This window comes from Marinobacter sp. V032 (genome assembly GCF_052645435.1).
Genome location: NZ_JBQXYE010000001.1, coordinates 1,259,012 through 1,276,980, shown reverse-complemented (window position 1 = coordinate 1,276,980; position 17,969 = coordinate 1,259,012). Strand labels below are relative to the sequence as shown.

Genomic DNA, 17,969 nt, shown 5'->3' with positions numbered 1-17,969 from the left:
GGGAACAGCAGGTTATGATCGATTTAAACGGGATGACACCCTTCGCGGAAGGCGATAATCGGCTGTGCTTCATCCACCCGGATAATCCACGCCACTGCCTGAAAGTCATGAAACCGCACCTGGCCGACCAGCAATACACTGATGCGCCCTGGTACAAAAAACTCCGTGGACGCAAAGCGCTGAACGATAACGAACGGGAAATCAGCGCCTATCACCAGCGCGCAATCGTTCACGGCGGCGATCAGATCTGGCATCACCTGCCCCGCTGGCATGGCGTGACGCCCACAACATTGGGTGATGCCAGTGAGACTGATTTTATCAGCGATGATCAGGGCAACCCGGCCCCCACCCTTGAAAAGCTCCTGAAACAACAAGGTACAGACCCGGTGGTCACTGCCAGCCTGCAACAACTCGAAGCCTGGCTGCGTGAAACACAGGTATTGTCACGCAACCTGCTGCCTCACAATATCGTCGCGAAAACCATCGGCCCCCGCTACCAGCTGTACCTGATCGACGGACTGGGACCACCGACTGTTGCCAGCATCCTGGGCTGGAGCGAGGCATGGCGAAAACATTATATCGAGCGCAGGATTCAACGGATGTGGCTGCGAGCCAACTGGGAGGCCGGTGGACGGGAAGGCCAGTGGTCCGATATTGAACGCGCTGACCGTTAGCAACTGACGTCATTCAGGTCGGGCCGCAACGTGGCAAACCGGCACCATGTCCGCATATTTACCCTCACTGACCCGCATACTGGCCGGATGCGGCTCAACCTGCGAATCCGGCGCGCCAGGCAGCGCCGATTCATAGAAGTAAAGCTGGTAGCGGGCGTCGAACTCGCCCGAAAAATACTCACGAACCTCATCAAAGACATCCCGAAACCGATCCGTGTAATCCAGTCCCGGCTCGTGAAAAAAGCGCCGCCCTTCCGGGTCGACAGTTTTATCCCCCACGATCGGCACCGGCATAATGGCGATACCACCGGGCCTCAGAATGCGCCGCACTTCAGCAATAGCCTTGCGGTCATCCCTGGCATACACCAGCACGTGAGATGCGAACACAAGATCAAAGCTCTCGTCAGCAAACGGAATACTTTCGATGTCGAACCGGCAATCAACATCCTGACGAAACAAGTCCGCAGAAACGTAGCGCCGGGCCCGAGATTTCAGCCACTTTGCCAGTATGCTCTCCGGCGCCACATGCAGTATATCGAGCTCGCCACCGCCCCGGCGGGACAGAACATCAGCCGTCACCAGATACTGCAATCGCGCCCGCTCATTGGCGCGACAGCAAGGACATTTAGCGTCCGTGCGCGTGTGATGATACCGACGCGTTGTCTTCTTCTTGAAAGGCCCCCGATAGAGACAGATCGGACAGGTGTAAACCGCTCTGAACGGCCATACCAATCGCAACAGTACGGAGAACAACGCACGCTTTAACCGGTAGTTTTCCGCAAAAGCCTTCTGATCCAAATTCAAACGCCGCTCCTTTATCCGGGTTATCGCTGCTGGCTGAACTGAAACTGCCTGCGCCATGAGATCGAATGTACCGCAGCCAGCCGGGAATACACCACCGCAAAAACCGGGTTCTGGAATCTATGCCACACCGGATTCAGCCGCCGCCCGAAACAGATCCGCTTGCCGTACCCGAAAGATGGTGCTAGGTTCGCGTTCAACATTTCCCGACCGATCACAAACAGGCTCAATCAGCGATCATGGACAGCCCCGCAGGGCCAACTAAGCTTAAACGGTCACCATGCGCCTTTTGATCATTGAATACTTATCCTCAAGACTATGACCATTTCCAAAGCGTCCGTCATTGTTATCCTGCTAAAGCTCGCCGGCAAGCTGCCATTGGGTGTAGCCCAGGCCATCGGTCGTTTTCTGGGGCGTTTGGGTTGGTGGCTTCCAACCAATGCCAAAACCGTTACGAAAACCAATCTGGCCATCTGCTTCCCCGAACTGGACGCGAAGGCGCAACGGGCACTGGGTAAAGCCAGTCTTCGTCATACCGGCGAAACCATTATGGAAATCCCGCTGATATGGGAGTGGCCTGTTGAAAAGTGCCTGTCGCTTGTAAAAGAAATTGAAGGTGAGCACCTGCTGCAAAATGCCATGAATAGCGGTAAGGGCCTGATTCTTCTTGCGCCACATCTCGGCAACTGGGAACTCGCCGGTCTTTATTTTTCATCACGCTATCAAATGGCGGCGCTTTACAGCCCTCCCCATATGCCCGAGTTTGAGGATTACATGATTAACGTGCGTGGTCGCCTGGGGTCAGAGCTGGTTCGTGGCGATCGCCGTGGACTGTCCCGTTTGATGACGCTGCTTCGTGAAGGCGGCGTCGCAGGCATACTCCCTGACCAGTCCCCCAGGGGAGCAGGCAACGCCTACGCGCCATTCTTCGGCATGGAAGTCAGGACCATGACGCTCGTATCCAAATTGGCGCAAAAATCCGGCTCGAACGTGCTGGCGACCTATGCCGAAAGATTGCCTGACGGGCAGGGATTTCGCATTGTTGTTCGCGACGCTGAAGCAGGCATCGACGATCCCGAGCCTGTTATTGCGACCACTGCCCTGAATAAAACGGTGGAGACATGTGTAAGAGCCCTCCCGGAGCAGTACCAATGGGAGTACAAGCGCCTGCGCCACCGCCCGCCGGGACAACCAAACCCCTACTATCCCGACCGCATTTGCCGCTAAGCGCACAGGCAGCGAGCAGCACTCCCTGCCCCACGTTTCGAATGAAAACCTGTATACTGAACACCAGTGTTTTTTCCTAGTGCCTTAACCCAATTAACAGCCTCAGGTTGGCCCATGTCTCCGCAAAAAATCGGGGTCGTCATCACGACCTACAATTCGCCGCTATGGCTGTCCAAAGTACTCACCGGCTATGAGCAGCAGACCGTTAAAGATTTCAGGGTCATTGTTGCCGATGACGGCTCAAGCGAAGAAACACGTGAGGTTATCAACCGCTTTCGCGACAGGGGCCGGCTGAACCTTGATCACGTCTGGCATGAAGACCAGGGCTTTCGAAAGTGCCAAATTCTTAACAAAGCCATTCGGGAAACGGATTGTGATTACCTGATTTTTACGGATGGCGACTGCATCCCCGAGCCAGAATTTGTTGCTACCCACGAGGCCCTCGCACGACCCGGTTACTTCCTGTCAGGCGGTTATATCAAGCTCACGATGCCAGTCTCTGAAGGCATCACTGATGAGCAGATTCGCAGTGCGGAGATATTTTCCCCAGATTGGCTGGTTGCTAATGGGCAGCCGAAAAGTCACAAGCTCAACAAGCTTGCGGCTTCAGATCTGAAGACAAAGATCATGAATTTCATCACGCCCGCTGCAGCCAGCTGGAACGGTATGAACAGTTCAACCTGGACCAGGGACCTGATCGCGGTTAACGGGTTCAACGAAGACATGCAGTACGGCGGACTGGATCGGGAGCTGGGTGAACGCCTCTGGAATTATGGCCATAAGTCCAAACAGATCAGATACAGCACCGTGTGCCTTCACCTGGATCACGCCAGAGGTTATGCCAAGCCCGAAATCTGGGCAAAAAACAAAGCCATCCGTAAAGACGTAAAAAAGAATGGAACCTTCTGGGCAGTAAATGGCATTGAAAAACGAGAGAACACCCAGTCTTCCTAATGTGTTGAACTCTCAATACTGCTGATGGAGCGAACCATGAAAGTTAAAGAGTACCCACCGTCACTGGCGCGCATGATATATCTAAACTCCCTGAATGCCGCGGAATTACACGGTTCCTCCAGGGAGAACGAGCTTCCTGTCATCGTTTCACTCACATCGATTGAATCGCGACTCAAGTGTGTGCACCTGGCCGTTCGCAGCGTGCTAAGACAATCACAACCGCCGAAGAAAATTATTCTGTGGCTCGGGCACGAATGTGAGAAGAAGATTCCAGAAAAGCTGCATCGCCTGCAGGGACAGCGCTTTGAGATAAGATTCAGACCTGATGTTGGCCCACACACAAAACTAATTTACTGCCTGAAAGAGCATCCATCGGAAACGATCGTAACCTGTGACGATGACCTCATGTACCCCCAGGGGTGGCTGCAATCCCTCTATCATGCTCACAGAAAGAACCCGGATGAAATCGTGGGCCATCAGTGCAGAAGAATTCGCTACTCGGAGGCCAGATCTCCAGCGCCGTATCGCCAATGGACTTATGAGGCCCCGGACTGCTCTGACAAGTACACTATGCCATTAGGCTATGGTGGCGTACTCTATCCTCCGCACTCGCTTTCGGAGATGTCGACGTCGAGTGACCTTTTCCTGAAACTTTCTCCAAAAGCAGATGATCTCTGGTTCAAAGCAATGAGTCTCCTGGCGGGGACCTCTTCTCGAAAAACGATGAAAACAGAACGCAAACCCTACCCGATTCCGTTCTCGCAAGGCGTTGCCCTTAAGAAGTCAAATGTTAGAGAAGACGCTAACAGAGATCAGTGGATGGAGCTCGCAGAGCACTTTGACTTGCACCCTTAACGCAAACAAACATTGATGAAATACTTACTCCATCCAGATTATCAAGCACTCGCCCTATCGGAGCGGACCATTCTGTTTACAAAAGACACAGGCGGTGCTTTCTCAGCGTCGGGAAAATCCTGGCAGCAGGAAATTTGTCGAATGCTCGACGCTGACGAGTCAAAAGCGACAGTATCACTGGCCAGCTATAGCCCTCCGCTATTACTGAAAACCAACACCTTGAAGTATTTCAGCCAAAAGGTACGGGCACGCTTTGGCATTCAGCGTCATGGGCGCTTCGAGTGGGCTACTGCGGAACTCGACACTGCCCTTCGCATGCAAGGCAAACCATACATACCAGAAATATATGCCTATGGTTGGCGGGTTGGTGGTTTTGGGCTCCCAGAGCAGACCTTCTCAGTTACGGAAAACCTGAGTAACTCGATTACATTGGAAGAATACACCCAGCAGCATCCAGATCGCGCTACTGAAGCGATGAAACTGGCATTCGATACGCTCCTCACTGCTATGAAAGATGGCTTGTTGCACCTTGACCCTTGGGCCGGCAATTTTTTGCTTTGCCCCGACCTCACACAATGCTGGCTCATCGATCTGGAATTCTCGAAAATCAACTCCCCTGCTCCACTGGAAAAGCAATTGGGATTTTCCTTTGGCTTTTTCTACCGCAACAAGTTTGAGAAACGCTGGTCACGTGAGAGGTATCTTTCATTCGTTCACAGCTGGTTTGGTGTGGCCGCACCCGAGCTCAATTGCGAAGAGTTCCAAGACCACTTAAAGTTTTATCTGGACAACCATGTGAAGCGGAAAAAGCGCTTTTCAGCTTTTTGAATGTCTGTTTGCAACTTGGGGCAAGTAAACAGATATAACGCGGCTAGCCTTCACTAGTCACCCGGTTTTTAGTTCGCATTTAGGCCGAGCACATTTTTACTATGCCAACATCAATTGACGTTATCATTACCACGAAAAACCGCCCCGTCTATGTCGCGGAGGCTATTGAATCGGCTGTCAATCAGACAAGCCCAGCGAACTCCATTATTGTCGTCGATGATGGAAGCGACACCCCAATTGCAGACCAGCTGGACCCAGAGCTTGCGAAGCGTTGCACGGTAATTCGAAACGAACGTAGCGCTGGTGTATCCGCCGCACGTAATCAAGGAGCCAACATTGCTACTGCGCAGTGGATTGTATTTCTTGATGACGACGACTGGATTGATCGGGATTTCATCCAGTGTATTGAACACACAATTAACGAGCACTCCACTGCAAAGTTCTTCTGGCCTTCCCGGTTAATGGTTCGCGAGACAACAGGCGAAACCAGGACCAGAAAAACACCGGTAGTCGCTGCTGGCACTGAGATGCTGACGACAGAGTTGATGGTCAGCCTGATGGAAACCGGTTGCTCCGGCACGACCGTTCACAAATCTGCGTTTGAAAGCGTGGAAGGTTTCGACGAATCGTTGATTGTTTCCGAAGACCGCGACCTCACATTCCGGCTACTGGCAGCAGGTTACCTGGCACTCCCTGCCCAGAAGGCTGTGATCAACATACGAGTGCATGAAGGCCCCCGTCTCAGCAGTAGCGAAAAAGGTGAACTTCAAGCCAAGTCAGACCTCAAAACGATTGAGAAAAACCTGGATTTCTTGAGAAAGCACCCTGTACTCGCGGAGAAATTCATGGGGAGAGCGGCGAAGCGTCTTTGGGAGCGCAATCACCAACGCGAAGCACAATACGTCATCAAACTATTGGCAGGCATTTGCCCTTTTTCCATTCGCGTGCGTCAAAGGCAGTTAAAGTGGCTGATCGCTTCTGCTTTTTCTTAGAAATTGAAGAGTGAGTCAGATACCGCAAACCTGCTTCAGATGTTATGCATTCCTGCCGTTGCCTTATCGATAGACTTCTTTTGGAAACGATGCCTCAAGCCTTTCTTTATTCTCATTGAATTGTTTTACCGAAGCCAGAGCGCCGATAGATTCCAGGCATACACGCAACTCCTTCTCGTCCGTTATGCGAACAACATCCTCGTCGGGCTGGCAGGTTGTCGAGTAATAATCCGCAAACTTGAATCGCCCCCCCGCAAGTCCGTCTGAGAAAGATGCCCACTTATTGGGCACACCATAAGTATCTGCCAATATCAGCCCATGCAAGGACGACGATAGAATAAACTCACACTCAAGCAGCTCAAGAATAAAGGCCTCCGGACTATTTCGAACGTTGATCACCCGAGTATCCTCTCGGCTTAGCGCATGCAGCATCGACAAGTCTTCATCCACGTAATGCGGAACAATACCAATGCGGTACTTTTTCTCTACCTGAGGATCAAAGTAGCCTTTCATCAGCACGGCCGGATCCCCCAAAGGAATATCGGCGCCATTGCCATCATCGCCATACAGCAATGCCTTGCTAAGATGCCCTCTAAGAGCGTGAACCTTTAAATCAGAGACCGAGATCTTACTCGCAATTTCTGGCCCCAAAGTCCCTGTTCCCCAAATATCGCTGTTGCTTTTGGCCCTGTGCATCATGCTCCCGACGGCCAACATATGCCGAAAATACCGACTCTTCACGTTGTGTGCGGTTCGGCCAGTCAGCTTCTCGATCAAATACGGGGTAAGCAGATCGCCAACATTCTGCTCCGCGCTGAAGTAGTAGACAGGTGCACGATTACGTAGATTGAGGTTGATGAAATCATCAAAAAAATAGAAAAACTTAGCCATCAAACCGATACCTTTGTTCAATACAGCAACTTATGGGCTACCAAGAATCACGGGGCATAAGATCTACTTTTTAGAATAAGAAACTCGATGAATCTGGTAGAATTTCGTATCTATTTTCGTCAGATCAGCGCCCCTAAGAGCCTCATAGAAATCTATGCCCAACGAATCTATTAAACACCACATAGGCAACGCTCTTTGGTTTCTTCCCGTCATCTATGCCATGACAGCCCTGTGGTGGCTTCCTGAGGGCGACAAATATTTTCCAGCGATTGTTTTGCTGACACTCCTTATCTTGGGAGTTCGTAAGATTGCACAGAAACCCGCTAGATCCACCGGCCAAAACCTCCGACAACAAAAGATCGCATTTGCCGGTGCCATTTTGCTAACCACCCTAATCTTTGGGCTAGGCTACCTGCAAAATGACGGTAGCATAACGCAACTGAGGACTCTGGCAGCACTCAGCATTTTTGCCGGACTGTCCGTTAATGCAGCCATTCGACTCAGGATCTTGATCACCACGATACTGATTTCTGGTGCAGCGTTTACCGCCATCTGCTTCTTCCAGTATTTTGCAGCTGACATGTCCCGCGCTCATTTGCATTACAATCCCATTCCCTTTGCAACTGGCGTGGCAACGACGCTGGTGAGCGTTCTGTTTTTGGCAATCGCAACCAAGCATAAAGCTGTCAGGACTGCGTCCCTTGTTCTTACTCCTCTTCTGATTATATCCGTTGCTATGACAGGTACCCGAGGTGTCGCTCTTCCGATTTTATTGATCCTGCTCGCCTTGACTCTGCTATTTCTTTACCGACGTGGGCGTTCACACCGTTTCGTTACCGCAGCTATCGTGGCGGCCTTTTGCGTTGTTAGCGCGACAGGCGCGCACTTGCTCCAAAACCGACTAAACGAAACAATGACTAACCTGGAGCAGGTAGAATCTGGACACAACACCGGGTCTATCGGACTGCGCCTCGAGTTCTGGAGTGCCGCGTTAAAATTGTCAAAGCTAGAGCCATTAACGGGCCTCGGTGATCGCCACAAAGAGCAGTTCCAGAAACTTGCACAGCAGGGGAAGGTGAGCAAAGCAGCGGCAAACTACGCCCCGTACCATTATCACAATCAATACCTGGATACGCTGGTGAAGCAGGGCTTCTTGGGCCTTTGCGCATTACTGGCCATCCTGGTGATTCCAGCTTTTCTGGCGTTCAAGTACTATCGAAATAACAAATTCGTTTTCGGCAGCCTTCTTGGCACCACTTTCCTTTATTCGGTTGCCTGCCTCACCGACGTTCCCTTCAACCATCCGGCAACCATCAACATGTTTGCCGTTTCGATGATCGCTTTCCTAAGCGTTCAGCCGGAAATACCAGCTCGCAGTGCTGAATCAGAACAGGATCTTTCGGTAACCACGTAATCTGCACCAGCTTGCACCAGCTCTACGCTTCAGCCTGGTCAGTCGCTTCAACCAAAAGGCCTTAAAGCCTTTATTTTTTTTCGCACTGATGCTGGCTCTACCTAGCTCAATGTGACTGTTGCTGCGATCAACCGGGTGAGCCAAGTCATGACTGAAATACAAAGAAAAGTCGCCACCGCGCGCAAGGAGAGGCCAAGCATCAGCAAGTTTTAACGATCGTTTCTGCGTGGCAACAATCTGCGCGGCACTGTAGCGAGTCACACCATAACAGCACGTTCGAAACACATGATGATGCGAATAGGGCGGAAGCTTGAAGACATCACTAACGCCTGCAGGCTTGCCAAAAATATACTTTCTGGACGGCATGCCCTCCTGGCCACCAAGAATGATGACCGCATCCTCAGGAATCCCCTGCACCTTTTCGACCGAACGCTGGAGCCCCTGATCATCCCCGATCACATCATCCTCCAGGATGATCGCGCGCTCTGCCTCGCCTTCAAGAAACTGCTCCAGAACCTTGAGATGGCTAAGGCTGCATCCCACCTCTGCTGGAGAAAGAATCCGATGATGGTTTTCCATGGCGCTGGAAATGTACTGAAAGTAGGCTTGTGCAGGCAATTCACGCCCGTCAACGGCGTTGGTCATAATCATGCCAGGATAAGAATCGGGGAATGCCTGCGATATCTGCTCTCGGCGTGCTGAATCGCTCACCATGGAAACAAGGTAAATGGGAATGTCTGACATCAATCGTACTCACGGTCGGGCGCAGCATCTCGCGCTTCACGTTTAATCCGGAACTGCTCTTTTTGACGGAAAACCTCACGTGCAAAATGGTGCTCATCAAACTCGACGTCTCCCTGGAGATCTTTCCGAGCTTGAATATAGGTGGCTCTCAGCCACAGGGGAAGATCACCACTGGGTAATCTGGCACCAACATTGGCCAGATTGGTCATAGCCGCCCGCCCACTCAAAGCGCTCTTACCCACCCTCACATCGTCTTCGTCGACCATTTTTATATCACCATTGGGACCCAGTAAGAAGTTAGTCAGATTGCCATCTGGCTGCTCAATTCCCCTTCGGTGCAGGTCGGCAATACACTCAGCCAGTTTCTTGAGCAGCTGTTTTTGCTCGCCCAGCTCATCAGACTCCCGCAGAGCTTCACGCAACGAACGATATCCCTCAAGGAACTCCGTTGCGAACCCGAAGCATCGAAGTTCCGGAACCCATCCCGCATAAATAATAGGGGGCACAGGGCCTCCAGCATTGCGAATTTTATATGCCTTTATGCGCGCTCTTTGCCAGTGAAACAAACCGAAAAGCGGTTTCCGAAAGCATTTAATTGCTGCTGGCTGGTTGTCGATCAGCGCGGCATAAGTGATGCGCGTACGCCGAACATTGGCGTGTAACTCTCTTTGCAGAACAACATTAGCCATGGACTTGGTCACTCATCCCTTTTTGCTTGCGGCAAGACTTTGCTCATACCCACTCAACAACGTCCGCCACCGCAAAGGCAGTGCTCCTTCAGGCAGATCATCGAGTCGCTTTTCCAAAGATCTTTTGAGCCGGTTCAGGTTCCGCCTCTGCCAGCCTGCCATGCCCGAATGACGACGATCTCCCCGCAACTTGCAACGGTCAAAATCGATAAGATAAATACCGCTGGCAGACACAAGAATGTTGTCACAATTGAGGTCCACATGATCCAGACCTTCAGCGTGAAATCGCCCGATGGTTTCACCCACCTGCCGCCAAATCAGGTCGTCTGCAATCGAATCATGTTCCAGCATCGCAACCGCGCCGGGAATCCGCCGGACAAGAATCGCCGCCTGGTACCGAAAAGCGCCAACTCTCTCTGCAAGCGCTCCCACTGGCTCAGGGACTGGCAGATTCAGCTCGAGAAGTCGAGCAAGCATCCGGAACTCGCGAAAAGACCGCGATCGTTCAAAACCAGTGAAGATATACCGTCGTTTAGACAAACGAGCGACGAGCCCACCCCGGTAATAGTGCCGAAGTACGACATCCTCATCTTCATAACGTATAAACCAGGCACCCCCTCGCCCCCCGGTTCCCACGGGCGCGCAACTGCCGCCCCAGAAATCAGGGTCAAACCAACAAGGGCTCAAAGCTTCGAATTTTTCGTTGCGCAGAAAAGCCGTTTCTCCGGACTTCACTGTTTGCCGACTGGCTTTCACTGGCACAGCACCATCAAAACACCTCATGCTTGTTCGATGCAGACAAGACGCATTCCTGCAAGTGGGCTAGAATGCAGCTCAGTTTAGCAATGAGCAACGCGGGGCTCCACACTAAGCGAAAACCAATTGGATAACGTTAAATTGATTAACTCCATCTGTATATTACGCCTATCCGCCATTGGCGACGTCACCCATGTCATTCCAGTGGTACTAAGTCTTCAGGAACAACTACCTGGAACAAAGATCACCTGGGTAATCGGTAAAATTGAAGCGAAGCTGATTGGCGATCTTCCGGGCGTCGAATTCATCATTTTCGACAAGAAGACGGGCCGAAAAGGTTACCAGGAACTGCGTGCGGCGATGAAAAACAGGCAGTTTGATGCCCTTTTACACATGCAGGTGGCGTTCCGGGCCAACCTGGCTGCTGCGATAATCCCTGCAAAATTGAAAGTGGGCTATGACAAGGCCCGCAGCAAAGATCTCCACGGCCTGTTCATTAACAAGCGGATTGCAGCAGCACCACAACAACATGTCCGTGACTGCCTGGCGAGCTTCCTGGAGCCGCTTGGCCTGAAAGCCGCGGAGCCCAAGTGGAATATACCACTAAGCCAGGAAGATCATGATTTTGCCCGCAGCATCCTCTCAAGGGACGGCCGCAATCTGGTCATCAGTCCATGTGCCAGTCACACGCTCCGCAACTGGCCAGCAGCGCGCTACGCCCAGCTGGCCGACTATGCCAGTCGAAACCACGGCATGCATATCATTCTGGTGGGCAGCCCGGCACCATTTGAAGCAGAATTTTGCGCGTCTATTGAAAACGCCATGACGGAAAGAGTCACCAACATTTGTGGTAAAGACACCCTGAAACAGCTTACTGCTCTGCTGTCGGGCGCAGACCTGCTGGTTGCTCCGGACACTGGCCCCGCTCACATCGCGAGCGCCGTTGGAACCGACGTCCTTGGCCTTTACGCCGCGAGCAACCCGTACCGATCAGGCCCCTACAACTCACTCAAATTATGCGCAAACCAATATCCGAAGGCCCTGGAGCAATTCACCGGGAAGTCAGTAGACGCGGCCCGCTGGGGAGCAAAAGCAGAGTTTGAGGGGGCAATGGAGCTGATCACGATCGAGCACGTGACCGGGATACTGGATCGATGGGTTTCGCAGACCCACGCAAAGTGCGAGACGGGGAAAGACGGCATTTAAATCAAGCCCCGTCAGCGACACTCACTTCTTCGCCGTATAATCCTGATACGACTTTTCTTCTACAAAGCGTGAACCAAGCGCAAGATTGATGTCTTTCTTGAGCGCGGCACGCTTGTCATTGGTCACGTACACAGCACGGGCAAGCTCGATGAAGCGCGGACCGAAATCCTGCTCGGCTTCCTGGTCCCGTATATCGTCTTCAATAACCCAGAGCTGCTCATTCACGGCCTTCAGTTGTTCGCGCAGCGAAGCAATCGAAGCCGGGTCGGATACGGCGTCATCCCATACCAAGGACAACTCCTCAAGCTCCAGCCGCACGTTCTTTACCTTCGCGGCATCCTGGATGCGCTCTGATTTGATCTCGAGAATAGTGATCTTGTCGAGGACTTCGCCGAAAGAAACGGGAACCTTGATTACGTCAGTCATTGTGCTGCCCCGGATTGTATTGATTCTGGAGTGTGCGGAGCCTGTTGCAAGCCACGCCAAATATAAAGCTGTCTCTGCAGCAGAATCCCGAAAGCTTCTGCTGCAGTTGTCGGCCTGATCAGTCGCGAACCCGGGTTAACCAGTTGGCGTTTTCCGGGCGCTTGCCTTTGACTGCATCGAAGTACATGGTCTGCAGCTTTTCTGTCAGAGGGCCGCGCTTGCCGGCACCGATGACACGGCCGTCCAGCTCACGGATTGGCAACACTTCTGCCGCAGTGCCGGTAAAGAAGGCTTCATCTGCAATGTACACTTCATCACGGGTGATGCGACGCTCGCGGACCGGCACGTTGAGTTCCTTGCAGAAATCAAGAATGGTCTGACGGGTAATGCCTTCCAGACAGGAGGTCAGCTCCGGTGTGTGCAGCACACCATCCCGCAGGATAAAGATATTCTCGCCGGATCCTTCTGCTACGTATCCTTCGTTATCTAGCAACAACGCCTCTTCACAGCCACTGGCAATGGCTTCGTTCAATGCCAACATCGAATTGATGTAGTTACCGTTCGCCTTTGCCTTACACATGGTGATGTTAACGTGATGACGGGTATACGAAGACGTACGGACCTTGATACCCAGCTCGCGCGCCTCGGGAGACATATAAGAAGGCCAGCTCCAGGCGGCAACCATCAGATGCACCTGCAGGTTGTCTGCACGCAGCCCCATGCCCTCTGAGCCCAGGAACACCATCGGCCGGATATAGGCTTCATCCAGGCTGTTTTCACGCACGGCTTCACGCTGAGCTTCGTTAACCTGCTCTTTGGTGAACGGCATTTTCATGTTGAGAATGTGCGCAGAACGGAACAGACGATCCGTATGATCCTGCAGGCGGAAAATAGCCGGCCCCTGATCGGTATTGTACGCTCGCACACCTTCAAAGCAGCCCAATCCATAGTGCAGGGTATGGGTTAGCACATGAACCTTCGCATCGCGCCAAGGCACCATTTCACCATCCAGCCAGATGAGGCCGTCACGATCCGCCATCGACATCACATTACTCCTGAAAAAAGCAGGTTATAGCGCTCCGGCGACAACACCTCCGGAACGTTCGGGAAACGGCCATTCTAGCAGGAAAATCCGGCCTGACGCAGTAGCGGTTAGCAGCAGTTTCATTAACCTGGGTCAAGCATGATGCGCTGCCACACTTTCCAGATATAGGCGCGTTCATCCGGAAATGCATCGGGCTCAACCTTGCTGTTGAGATTCTGCAATGCGCGTCGGTGAATGGTTGAACGCAGGGTGATATAGGTTTCCCTGAGTTTTTCGGCATCCTCCACCGGAATCACCCCGGCTTCCCCCAAGGCTTCCATCTGCCGAATATTGTCTGACCAGCGCGTCAGCTCGGGATACTCTGAGGAATACGCCAGCATTAGATACTGCACCATGAATTCGATATCCACGATGCCGCCGCGATCGTGCTTGGTATGAAAAGCGTCCGGATCCGCCCCTTCGCGAACGGGCGTGCCGAGGCTGGCGCGCATTTTCTCACGCATATCCACAACTGTTTCCCGCAATGTTTCGCGCTCTCTCGGGGTACACAACACCTCATGACGCAGAGATTCAAACGCGGCTATTGCATCGCTGCATCCTGCGACACCGCGAGCACGCGCCAGCGCCTGATGCTCCCAGGTCCAGGCATCTTCCCGTTGATACTTCGCAAATGCGGTAATGCCACTGACAAGCAAACCGGAATTTCCTGAAGGGCGCAGCCGCATGTCCACTTCATATAGTTGCCCTGACGGCGTCTGCGTACTGAGAATGTGCACGATTCGCTGACCGAGGCGGGTATAGAACACGGCGTTATCAATCTGCCGCTCACCATTGGTCGACTGCTGCGGATCGGCAGTATGAATGAAGACCAGATCAAGGTCCGAGGTATAACCCAGCTCAATCCCCCCCAGCTTGCCATACCCTATAATCGCAAAATCACGCTCACAGGCCGACCCGTCCGCCCTGCAGGGAAAGCCATGACGGCTGACCAGATTCGAAAACGCCACCTCGACAACGTGCTCCAGCACGACTTCGGCGATCCAGGTCAGGTAATCGCTCACTTTCATAAGCGGCAAAGTACCCCGCAACTCTGATGCGGCCACGCGCAGCACATGAGCCTTCTTGAAGTGGCGCAGCACTTCCATCTGCTCTTCCAGATCATCCAGTGGAATGCGCAGTAACTGCTGACGCAGGTCATCTTCCAGCTCTGCTTTGGTCGGCGGGTGGTAGAGACTTTCCGCGTTCAGGAGCTCATCCAGCAGAAGCGGGGTCTCGGCCAGCTGACGGGCTATCCAGGGGCTTTCGCTACAAAGCCTGACAAGTTGCTGAAGAGCGCCCGGGTTCTCAAGCAACAGGACCAGATAGGCTGTTCTGCGCAGGACCGAGTCAATGAGCTGGACAACCCGCTCCAGCGTTTTGGAGGGCGCCTCTACCTCACTTAGCGCCTCAAGTAATACCGGCATAAATCGGTTCAGTCGACGGCGCCCTTCCGTCTGCATGACCTGCGCGGTTTTGCTTTTTCGCAGTTTTTGCAACAAATCAAAGCTTTCCCGGGGCGACCCGAACCCGTTTTCAGCCAGGCGCTTTTCCGCCGCGTCCTGATCAAGCTCACCCAACCAGATTTCCTGCCAGCGCTCGCTGGCATCATCCGCCTCAGCGACTTCATCATCCAGAGTAATGATGTCTGAAAAATGGCGAGCGACCTTGTCGCGATGAGCATTCATCGCAGTCATGCACTCGTCCCAGCTATCAAACTCCATGATCAGCGCAACCCGTGCGCGAGATTCCGGATCGTCCGGCAACTCCTGGGTCTGCTGATCCTGCATGCCCTGCAACGCATGCTCCAGATTTCTCAAAAACACATAGGCGTCACCCAGCTCATCAGTTACCTGCTGAGGGAGCAGTTCCAGGTTGACGAGCTCGGGCAAAATCCGCTGCAGCTCACGTTGCTGCAATTCCCGGTCACGGCCACCGCGAATCAACTGAAAGGCCTGAACCACAAACTCGATTTCCCGGATGCCACCACGCCCCAGTTTGATATTGTTCTCCAGCCCTTTGCGCCTGACCTCCCGGCTGATCATCGACTTCATTGAGCGCAAGGATTCGAAAGCGCTGAAGTCGATGTATTTGCGATAAACAAAAGGCCGCAGACTCGTCATCAGCACGTCGCCGGCGGCACTGTCGCCGGCCACAATCCGCGCCTTGACCATGGCATAACGCTCCCAGTCCCTCCCCTGGTCCTGGTAGTAGGATTCCAATGCGGAAAAACTGAGTGCCAGCGCACCGCTTTGGCCATAAGGGCGCAACCGCATATCCACCCGGAACACAAAGCCGTCTGCCGTAATCTGATCCAGCGCCTGAATCAAGCGCTGCCCCAGCCGAACAAAAAACTGTTGATTATCAAGTACCCGACTGCCGTCGCGGGTTTCGCCATTGCTGGGGAAAGCAAAAATAAGGTCGATATCAGACGAGACGTTCAGCTCATAGCCGCCGAGCTTGCCCATACCCATTACCAGCATTCGCTGAGGGGCCGGCTTGCCCGTCACCGGATCGTCGCCCCAGGGCGTGCCCCACTGCTTGCAGGAATCATCATAGAGCCAGTCAAGTGCCCCGCTGATTGCGGTGTCCGCCATCGCGCTCACTGCAGCCATGGTTTCGTCGAGATCCGATAGCCGCAGAAAATCCCGCCAGATGATGCGAAACATCGTCTCACGCCGAAACTGGCGCAAAGCCCTGTGCAGCGAAGGCTCATCGCTCACTTCGTCGAGGTAGTCCTGCGCAATGCTCTTCACCTGCTCGGGCGTCAGGCACTCGGACACGGGCCGCCGGGCCAGCCAATCGGCCACCTGGTTCGGGTTCCGCTGCACCACTTCCTTGAGGAAGGGGCTCCGCAGCATGGCTGCAGACGCGTCGTCCGCTGACAGCGGTGATACGGACGCCAGCCACTGCTGACCTTCAGCACCAGCAAGCCAACTCTCCACCTCCCGGGCCTCTGACCTGAGCGAATCGGGAACCTCGTTCCGGGCACGATCATGCGCTGACATAATGCAAATCCTGACTCTCTGATGTAATTTGATTAGATGTAGCGACCCATTCCTGATGTCGCCACCTCACGTTCCCGATGGGTAATCCAAAAGCATGCTGAATAAAGACCGACGCGCGGTTACCGCCGCTCATCATTTTTCACATCTTCCCATTTCGAGTGCGATACGCCAAAGAATACGACGAATGATACTGGTATTGCTCGGTCTGCTGGCATTCCAGGTCTGCATGCTGATGGTCGTCGAAGGCATGTCGTTTCTTGAAGCCATCTGGCTGACCTTTACCACGCTCGCGACGGTAGGCTATGGCGACATCTCACCTGTCACGCCGTTGGGGCGAGTGCTAACCGTCATCGTGATGTACATTATGGCGATAACGGTGCTCACGCTGCTGGTCAGTGATTATATTGAATACCGGTTTTATCGGCGCGAACGCATCGTGACAGGACGCTGGAGATACTCAATGAAAGACCATATTGTCATTATCAATACGCCAAAAAACGGCGGTTCGCAGTATTTTATACGCCTTGCCAGCCAGATCCGCGCGGTGCCCGGCTATGAAAGCATTCCGATTCAGGTGCTTACCCGGCAATACCCGGATGGGCTACCCTCTGAAGTTCGCGACGCAGGCATCGTGCACTACCACGGCTCAGGCAGCGATGCCAACGCCATGCGTGCGGTCAACATCATCGATGCGCGCTATATCATCGTACTGGCGCCGGATTCATCTGACGCCGATTCTGATAGCGTGACCTTCGACATCGCGCATCGCCTGTCAGAAATGCAACTGGCGAATCGCGTGACTCTGGAGTGTGTCAACGATGAGAACCGCCAGCGCTTTACGTCGCTGGGCATCCTTACCGTGATACGCCCGGTGCGAACCTACCCCGAGATAATGGTGCGAGCTGTGATCTCACCGGGCTCGGAAAAGGTGCTGGAGGACCTGTTCAACTACCAACATGACCACCCACATCGTTATGAACTGCCGCTGGACGACCTGAGCTGGGCCGATATCGTAAGCGCACTCATACGTCACGGCATAGGCACAGCGCTCGCCTATATAAACGCCGACAACGAAGTGATCTGCCACCCGGATGCCAACAAAGAGGTCGAAGGGAAAGCCCTTATCGTGCTGGTAAAATCCAACGAAACGCCGCCGGTTGAGGACTTGATTGATGCGTTGGCCCGTTACCGTGCGTTTCTGGAGCGTTATAATTCGATGAAGTCAGAACATGATGAAGTAACTGACGCTTAGAGGGGTGTCAAAAGAGTGACGTTCCAAAGTTGGATGGCGGTTGTGCATTTGTAGCGGAAGCTTCAGCTTTCGAGCAGCCCGTAGGGCTGCCGGTGCCGGATGTCTGAAATCGCGGGAGATTCAGGAGCCTGCCGGCTCCCCCAAAGCTAAAGCTTCGGCTACAAGGGCAGG

Annotated in this window: 17 protein-coding genes; 9 read left to right on the top strand and 8 right to left on the bottom strand. The window is 53.3% G+C overall.

From position 1 onward, the window contains the following. Positions 1-14: 14 nt before the first annotated feature. A complete protein-coding gene (locus ACUN9X_RS05850; protein WP_260038865.1) occupies positions 15-674 on the top strand; it encodes a PhoP regulatory network YrbL family protein in 660 nt (219 codons plus the stop codon). A gap of 9 nt (positions 675-683) precedes the next feature. On the opposite strand, the gene ACUN9X_RS05845 is transcribed toward ACUN9X_RS05850, so the two are convergent. Continuing rightward, a complete protein-coding gene (locus tag ACUN9X_RS05845; protein WP_260038864.1) occupies positions 684-1,478 on the bottom strand; it encodes a class I SAM-dependent methyltransferase in 795 nt (264 codons plus the stop codon). A 315-nt stretch (positions 1,479-1,793) separates the two neighbouring features. Here ACUN9X_RS05845 and ACUN9X_RS05840 point away from each other — a divergent pair, with 315 nt between their 5' ends. The 5 genes from ACUN9X_RS05840 to ACUN9X_RS05820 all read left to right on the top strand — a co-directional run bounded on the left by ACUN9X_RS05840 (position 1,794) and on the right by ACUN9X_RS05820 (position 6,331). Next, positions 1,794-2,702, top strand: coding sequence for a lysophospholipid acyltransferase family protein (locus tag ACUN9X_RS05840; protein WP_445472461.1), 909 nt, complete (start codon positions 1,794-1,796; stop codon positions 2,700-2,702). A 114-nt stretch (positions 2,703-2,816) separates the two neighbouring features. Beyond that, on the top strand, positions 2,817-3,656 hold the full coding sequence (locus ACUN9X_RS05835) for a glycosyltransferase family 2 protein (RefSeq protein WP_445472460.1): 840 nt from the start codon (positions 2,817-2,819) through the stop codon (positions 3,654-3,656). A gap of 36 nt (positions 3,657-3,692) precedes the next feature. Continuing rightward, on the top strand, positions 3,693-4,511 hold the full coding sequence (locus ACUN9X_RS05830) for a glycosyltransferase family A protein (protein ID WP_260038860.1): 819 nt from the start codon (positions 3,693-3,695) through the stop codon (positions 4,509-4,511). 15 nt (positions 4,512-4,526) lie between these two features. Then, positions 4,527-5,339: a hypothetical protein gene (locus ACUN9X_RS05825; RefSeq protein ID WP_445472459.1), complete on the top strand. Its 813-nt coding sequence runs from the start codon at positions 4,527-4,529 to the stop codon at positions 5,337-5,339. Positions 5,340-5,440: 101 nt separating this feature from the next. Beyond that, a complete protein-coding gene (locus ACUN9X_RS05820) occupies positions 5,441-6,331 on the top strand; it encodes a glycosyltransferase family 2 protein (protein WP_260038856.1) in 891 nt (296 codons plus the stop codon). Between the two features lie 63 nt (positions 6,332-6,394). Here ACUN9X_RS05820 and ACUN9X_RS05815 read toward each other — a convergent pair whose 3' ends face one another. Continuing rightward, a complete protein-coding gene (locus ACUN9X_RS05815) occupies positions 6,395-7,222 on the bottom strand; it encodes a polysaccharide pyruvyl transferase family protein (protein ID WP_260038854.1) in 828 nt (275 codons plus the stop codon). A gap of 154 nt (positions 7,223-7,376) precedes the next feature. Between ACUN9X_RS05815 and ACUN9X_RS05810 the strand changes: the two genes are divergently transcribed. Beyond that, complete coding sequence (locus tag ACUN9X_RS05810; protein ID WP_260038852.1) at positions 7,377-8,636, top strand: O-antigen ligase family protein; 1,260 nt, start codon at positions 7,377-7,379, stop codon at positions 8,634-8,636. On the opposite strand, the gene ACUN9X_RS05805 is transcribed toward ACUN9X_RS05810, so the two are convergent. From ACUN9X_RS05805 to ACUN9X_RS05795, 3 genes are read right to left on the bottom strand one after another with little or no spacing between them, the layout of a single operon-like run. Beyond that, positions 8,607-9,380 carry a glycosyltransferase family 25 protein gene (locus ACUN9X_RS05805; RefSeq protein ID WP_445472458.1) on the bottom strand — a complete coding sequence of 258 codons (774 nt, stop codon included), beginning with the start codon at positions 9,378-9,380 and terminating at the stop codon, positions 8,607-8,609. The genes ACUN9X_RS05810 and ACUN9X_RS05805 overlap by 30 nt on opposite strands. After that, complete coding sequence (locus ACUN9X_RS05800; RefSeq protein WP_445472457.1) at positions 9,380-10,081, bottom strand: lipopolysaccharide kinase InaA family protein; 702 nt, start codon at positions 10,079-10,081, stop codon at positions 9,380-9,382. Before ACUN9X_RS05800 ends, ACUN9X_RS05805 begins: the two co-directional genes overlap by 1 nt. Next, positions 10,082-10,852 carry a 3-deoxy-D-manno-octulosonic acid kinase gene (locus tag ACUN9X_RS05795; protein WP_445472456.1) on the bottom strand — a complete coding sequence of 257 codons (771 nt, stop codon included), beginning with the start codon at positions 10,850-10,852 and terminating at the stop codon, positions 10,082-10,084. A gap of 117 nt (positions 10,853-10,969) precedes the next feature. Here ACUN9X_RS05795 and ACUN9X_RS05790 point away from each other — a divergent pair, with 117 nt between their 5' ends. Beyond that, positions 10,970-12,031, top strand: a complete 1,062-nt coding sequence (locus ACUN9X_RS05790) for a glycosyltransferase family 9 protein (protein WP_445473185.1) — start codon at positions 10,970-10,972, stop codon at positions 12,029-12,031. A gap of 21 nt (positions 12,032-12,052) precedes the next feature. On the opposite strand, the gene ACUN9X_RS05785 is transcribed toward ACUN9X_RS05790, so the two are convergent. From ACUN9X_RS05785 to glnE, 3 genes are all read right to left on the bottom strand, one after another. Then, on the bottom strand, positions 12,053-12,457 hold the full coding sequence (locus ACUN9X_RS05785; RefSeq protein WP_260038845.1) for a DUF6165 family protein: 405 nt from the start codon (positions 12,455-12,457) through the stop codon (positions 12,053-12,055). Positions 12,458-12,575: 118 nt separating this feature from the next. Further along, positions 12,576-13,502: a branched-chain amino acid transaminase gene (locus tag ACUN9X_RS05780; RefSeq protein WP_260038843.1), complete on the bottom strand. Its 927-nt coding sequence runs from the start codon at positions 13,500-13,502 to the stop codon at positions 12,576-12,578. A gap of 122 nt (positions 13,503-13,624) precedes the next feature. Beyond that, positions 13,625-16,399 (bottom strand): bifunctional [glutamate--ammonia ligase]-adenylyl-L-tyrosine phosphorylase/[glutamate--ammonia-ligase] adenylyltransferase, encoded by a 2,775-nt coding sequence (glnE, locus tag ACUN9X_RS05775; protein ID WP_445473184.1) that lies wholly within the window; start codon positions 16,397-16,399, stop codon positions 13,625-13,627. 331 nt (positions 16,400-16,730) lie between these two features. Between glnE and ACUN9X_RS05770 the strand changes: the two genes are divergently transcribed. Next, complete coding sequence (locus ACUN9X_RS05770) at positions 16,731-17,798, top strand: potassium channel family protein (RefSeq protein ID WP_445472455.1); 1,068 nt, start codon at positions 16,731-16,733, stop codon at positions 17,796-17,798. The last annotated feature ends 171 nt before the right edge of the window (positions 17,799-17,969 follow it).

What these genes read in the sequence shown, in the direction of transcription:
- ACUN9X_RS05850 (WP_260038865.1), top strand. Translation starts at nt 15, where the DNA reads ATGATCGATTTAAACGGGATGACACCCTTCGCGGAAGGCGATAATCGG.
- ACUN9X_RS05840 (WP_445472461.1), top strand. Translation starts at nt 1,794, where the DNA reads ATGACCATTTCCAAAGCGTCCGTCATTGTTATCCTGCTAAAGCTCGCC.
- ACUN9X_RS05835 (WP_445472460.1), top strand. Translation starts at nt 2,817, where the DNA reads ATGTCTCCGCAAAAAATCGGGGTCGTCATCACGACCTACAATTCGCCG.
- ACUN9X_RS05830 (WP_260038860.1), top strand. Translation starts at nt 3,693, where the DNA reads ATGAAAGTTAAAGAGTACCCACCGTCACTGGCGCGCATGATATATCTA.
- ACUN9X_RS05825 (WP_445472459.1), top strand. Translation starts at nt 4,527, where the DNA reads ATGAAATACTTACTCCATCCAGATTATCAAGCACTCGCCCTATCGGAG.
- ACUN9X_RS05820 (WP_260038856.1), top strand. Translation starts at nt 5,441, where the DNA reads ATGCCAACATCAATTGACGTTATCATTACCACGAAAAACCGCCCCGTC.
- ACUN9X_RS05815 (WP_260038854.1), bottom strand. Translation starts at nt 7,222, where the DNA reads ATGGCTAAGTTTTTCTATTTTTTTGATGATTTCATCAACCTCAATCTA.
- ACUN9X_RS05810 (WP_260038852.1), top strand. Translation starts at nt 7,377, where the DNA reads ATGCCCAACGAATCTATTAAACACCACATAGGCAACGCTCTTTGGTTT.
- ACUN9X_RS05805 (WP_445472458.1), bottom strand. Translation starts at nt 9,380, where the DNA reads ATGTCAGACATTCCCATTTACCTTGTTTCCATGGTGAGCGATTCAGCA.
- ACUN9X_RS05795 (WP_445472456.1), bottom strand. Translation starts at nt 10,852, where the DNA reads ATGAGGTGTTTTGATGGTGCTGTGCCAGTGAAAGCCAGTCGGCAAACA.
- ACUN9X_RS05785 (WP_260038845.1), bottom strand. Translation starts at nt 12,457, where the DNA reads ATGACTGACGTAATCAAGGTTCCCGTTTCTTTCGGCGAAGTCCTCGAC.
- ACUN9X_RS05780 (WP_260038843.1), bottom strand. Translation starts at nt 13,502, where the DNA reads ATGTCGATGGCGGATCGTGACGGCCTCATCTGGCTGGATGGTGAAATG.
- glnE (WP_445473184.1), bottom strand. Translation starts at nt 16,399, where the DNA reads ATGCTGCGGAGCCCCTTCCTCAAGGAAGTGGTGCAGCGGAACCCGAAC.
- ACUN9X_RS05770 (WP_445472455.1), top strand. Translation starts at nt 16,731, where the DNA reads ATGATACTGGTATTGCTCGGTCTGCTGGCATTCCAGGTCTGCATGCTG.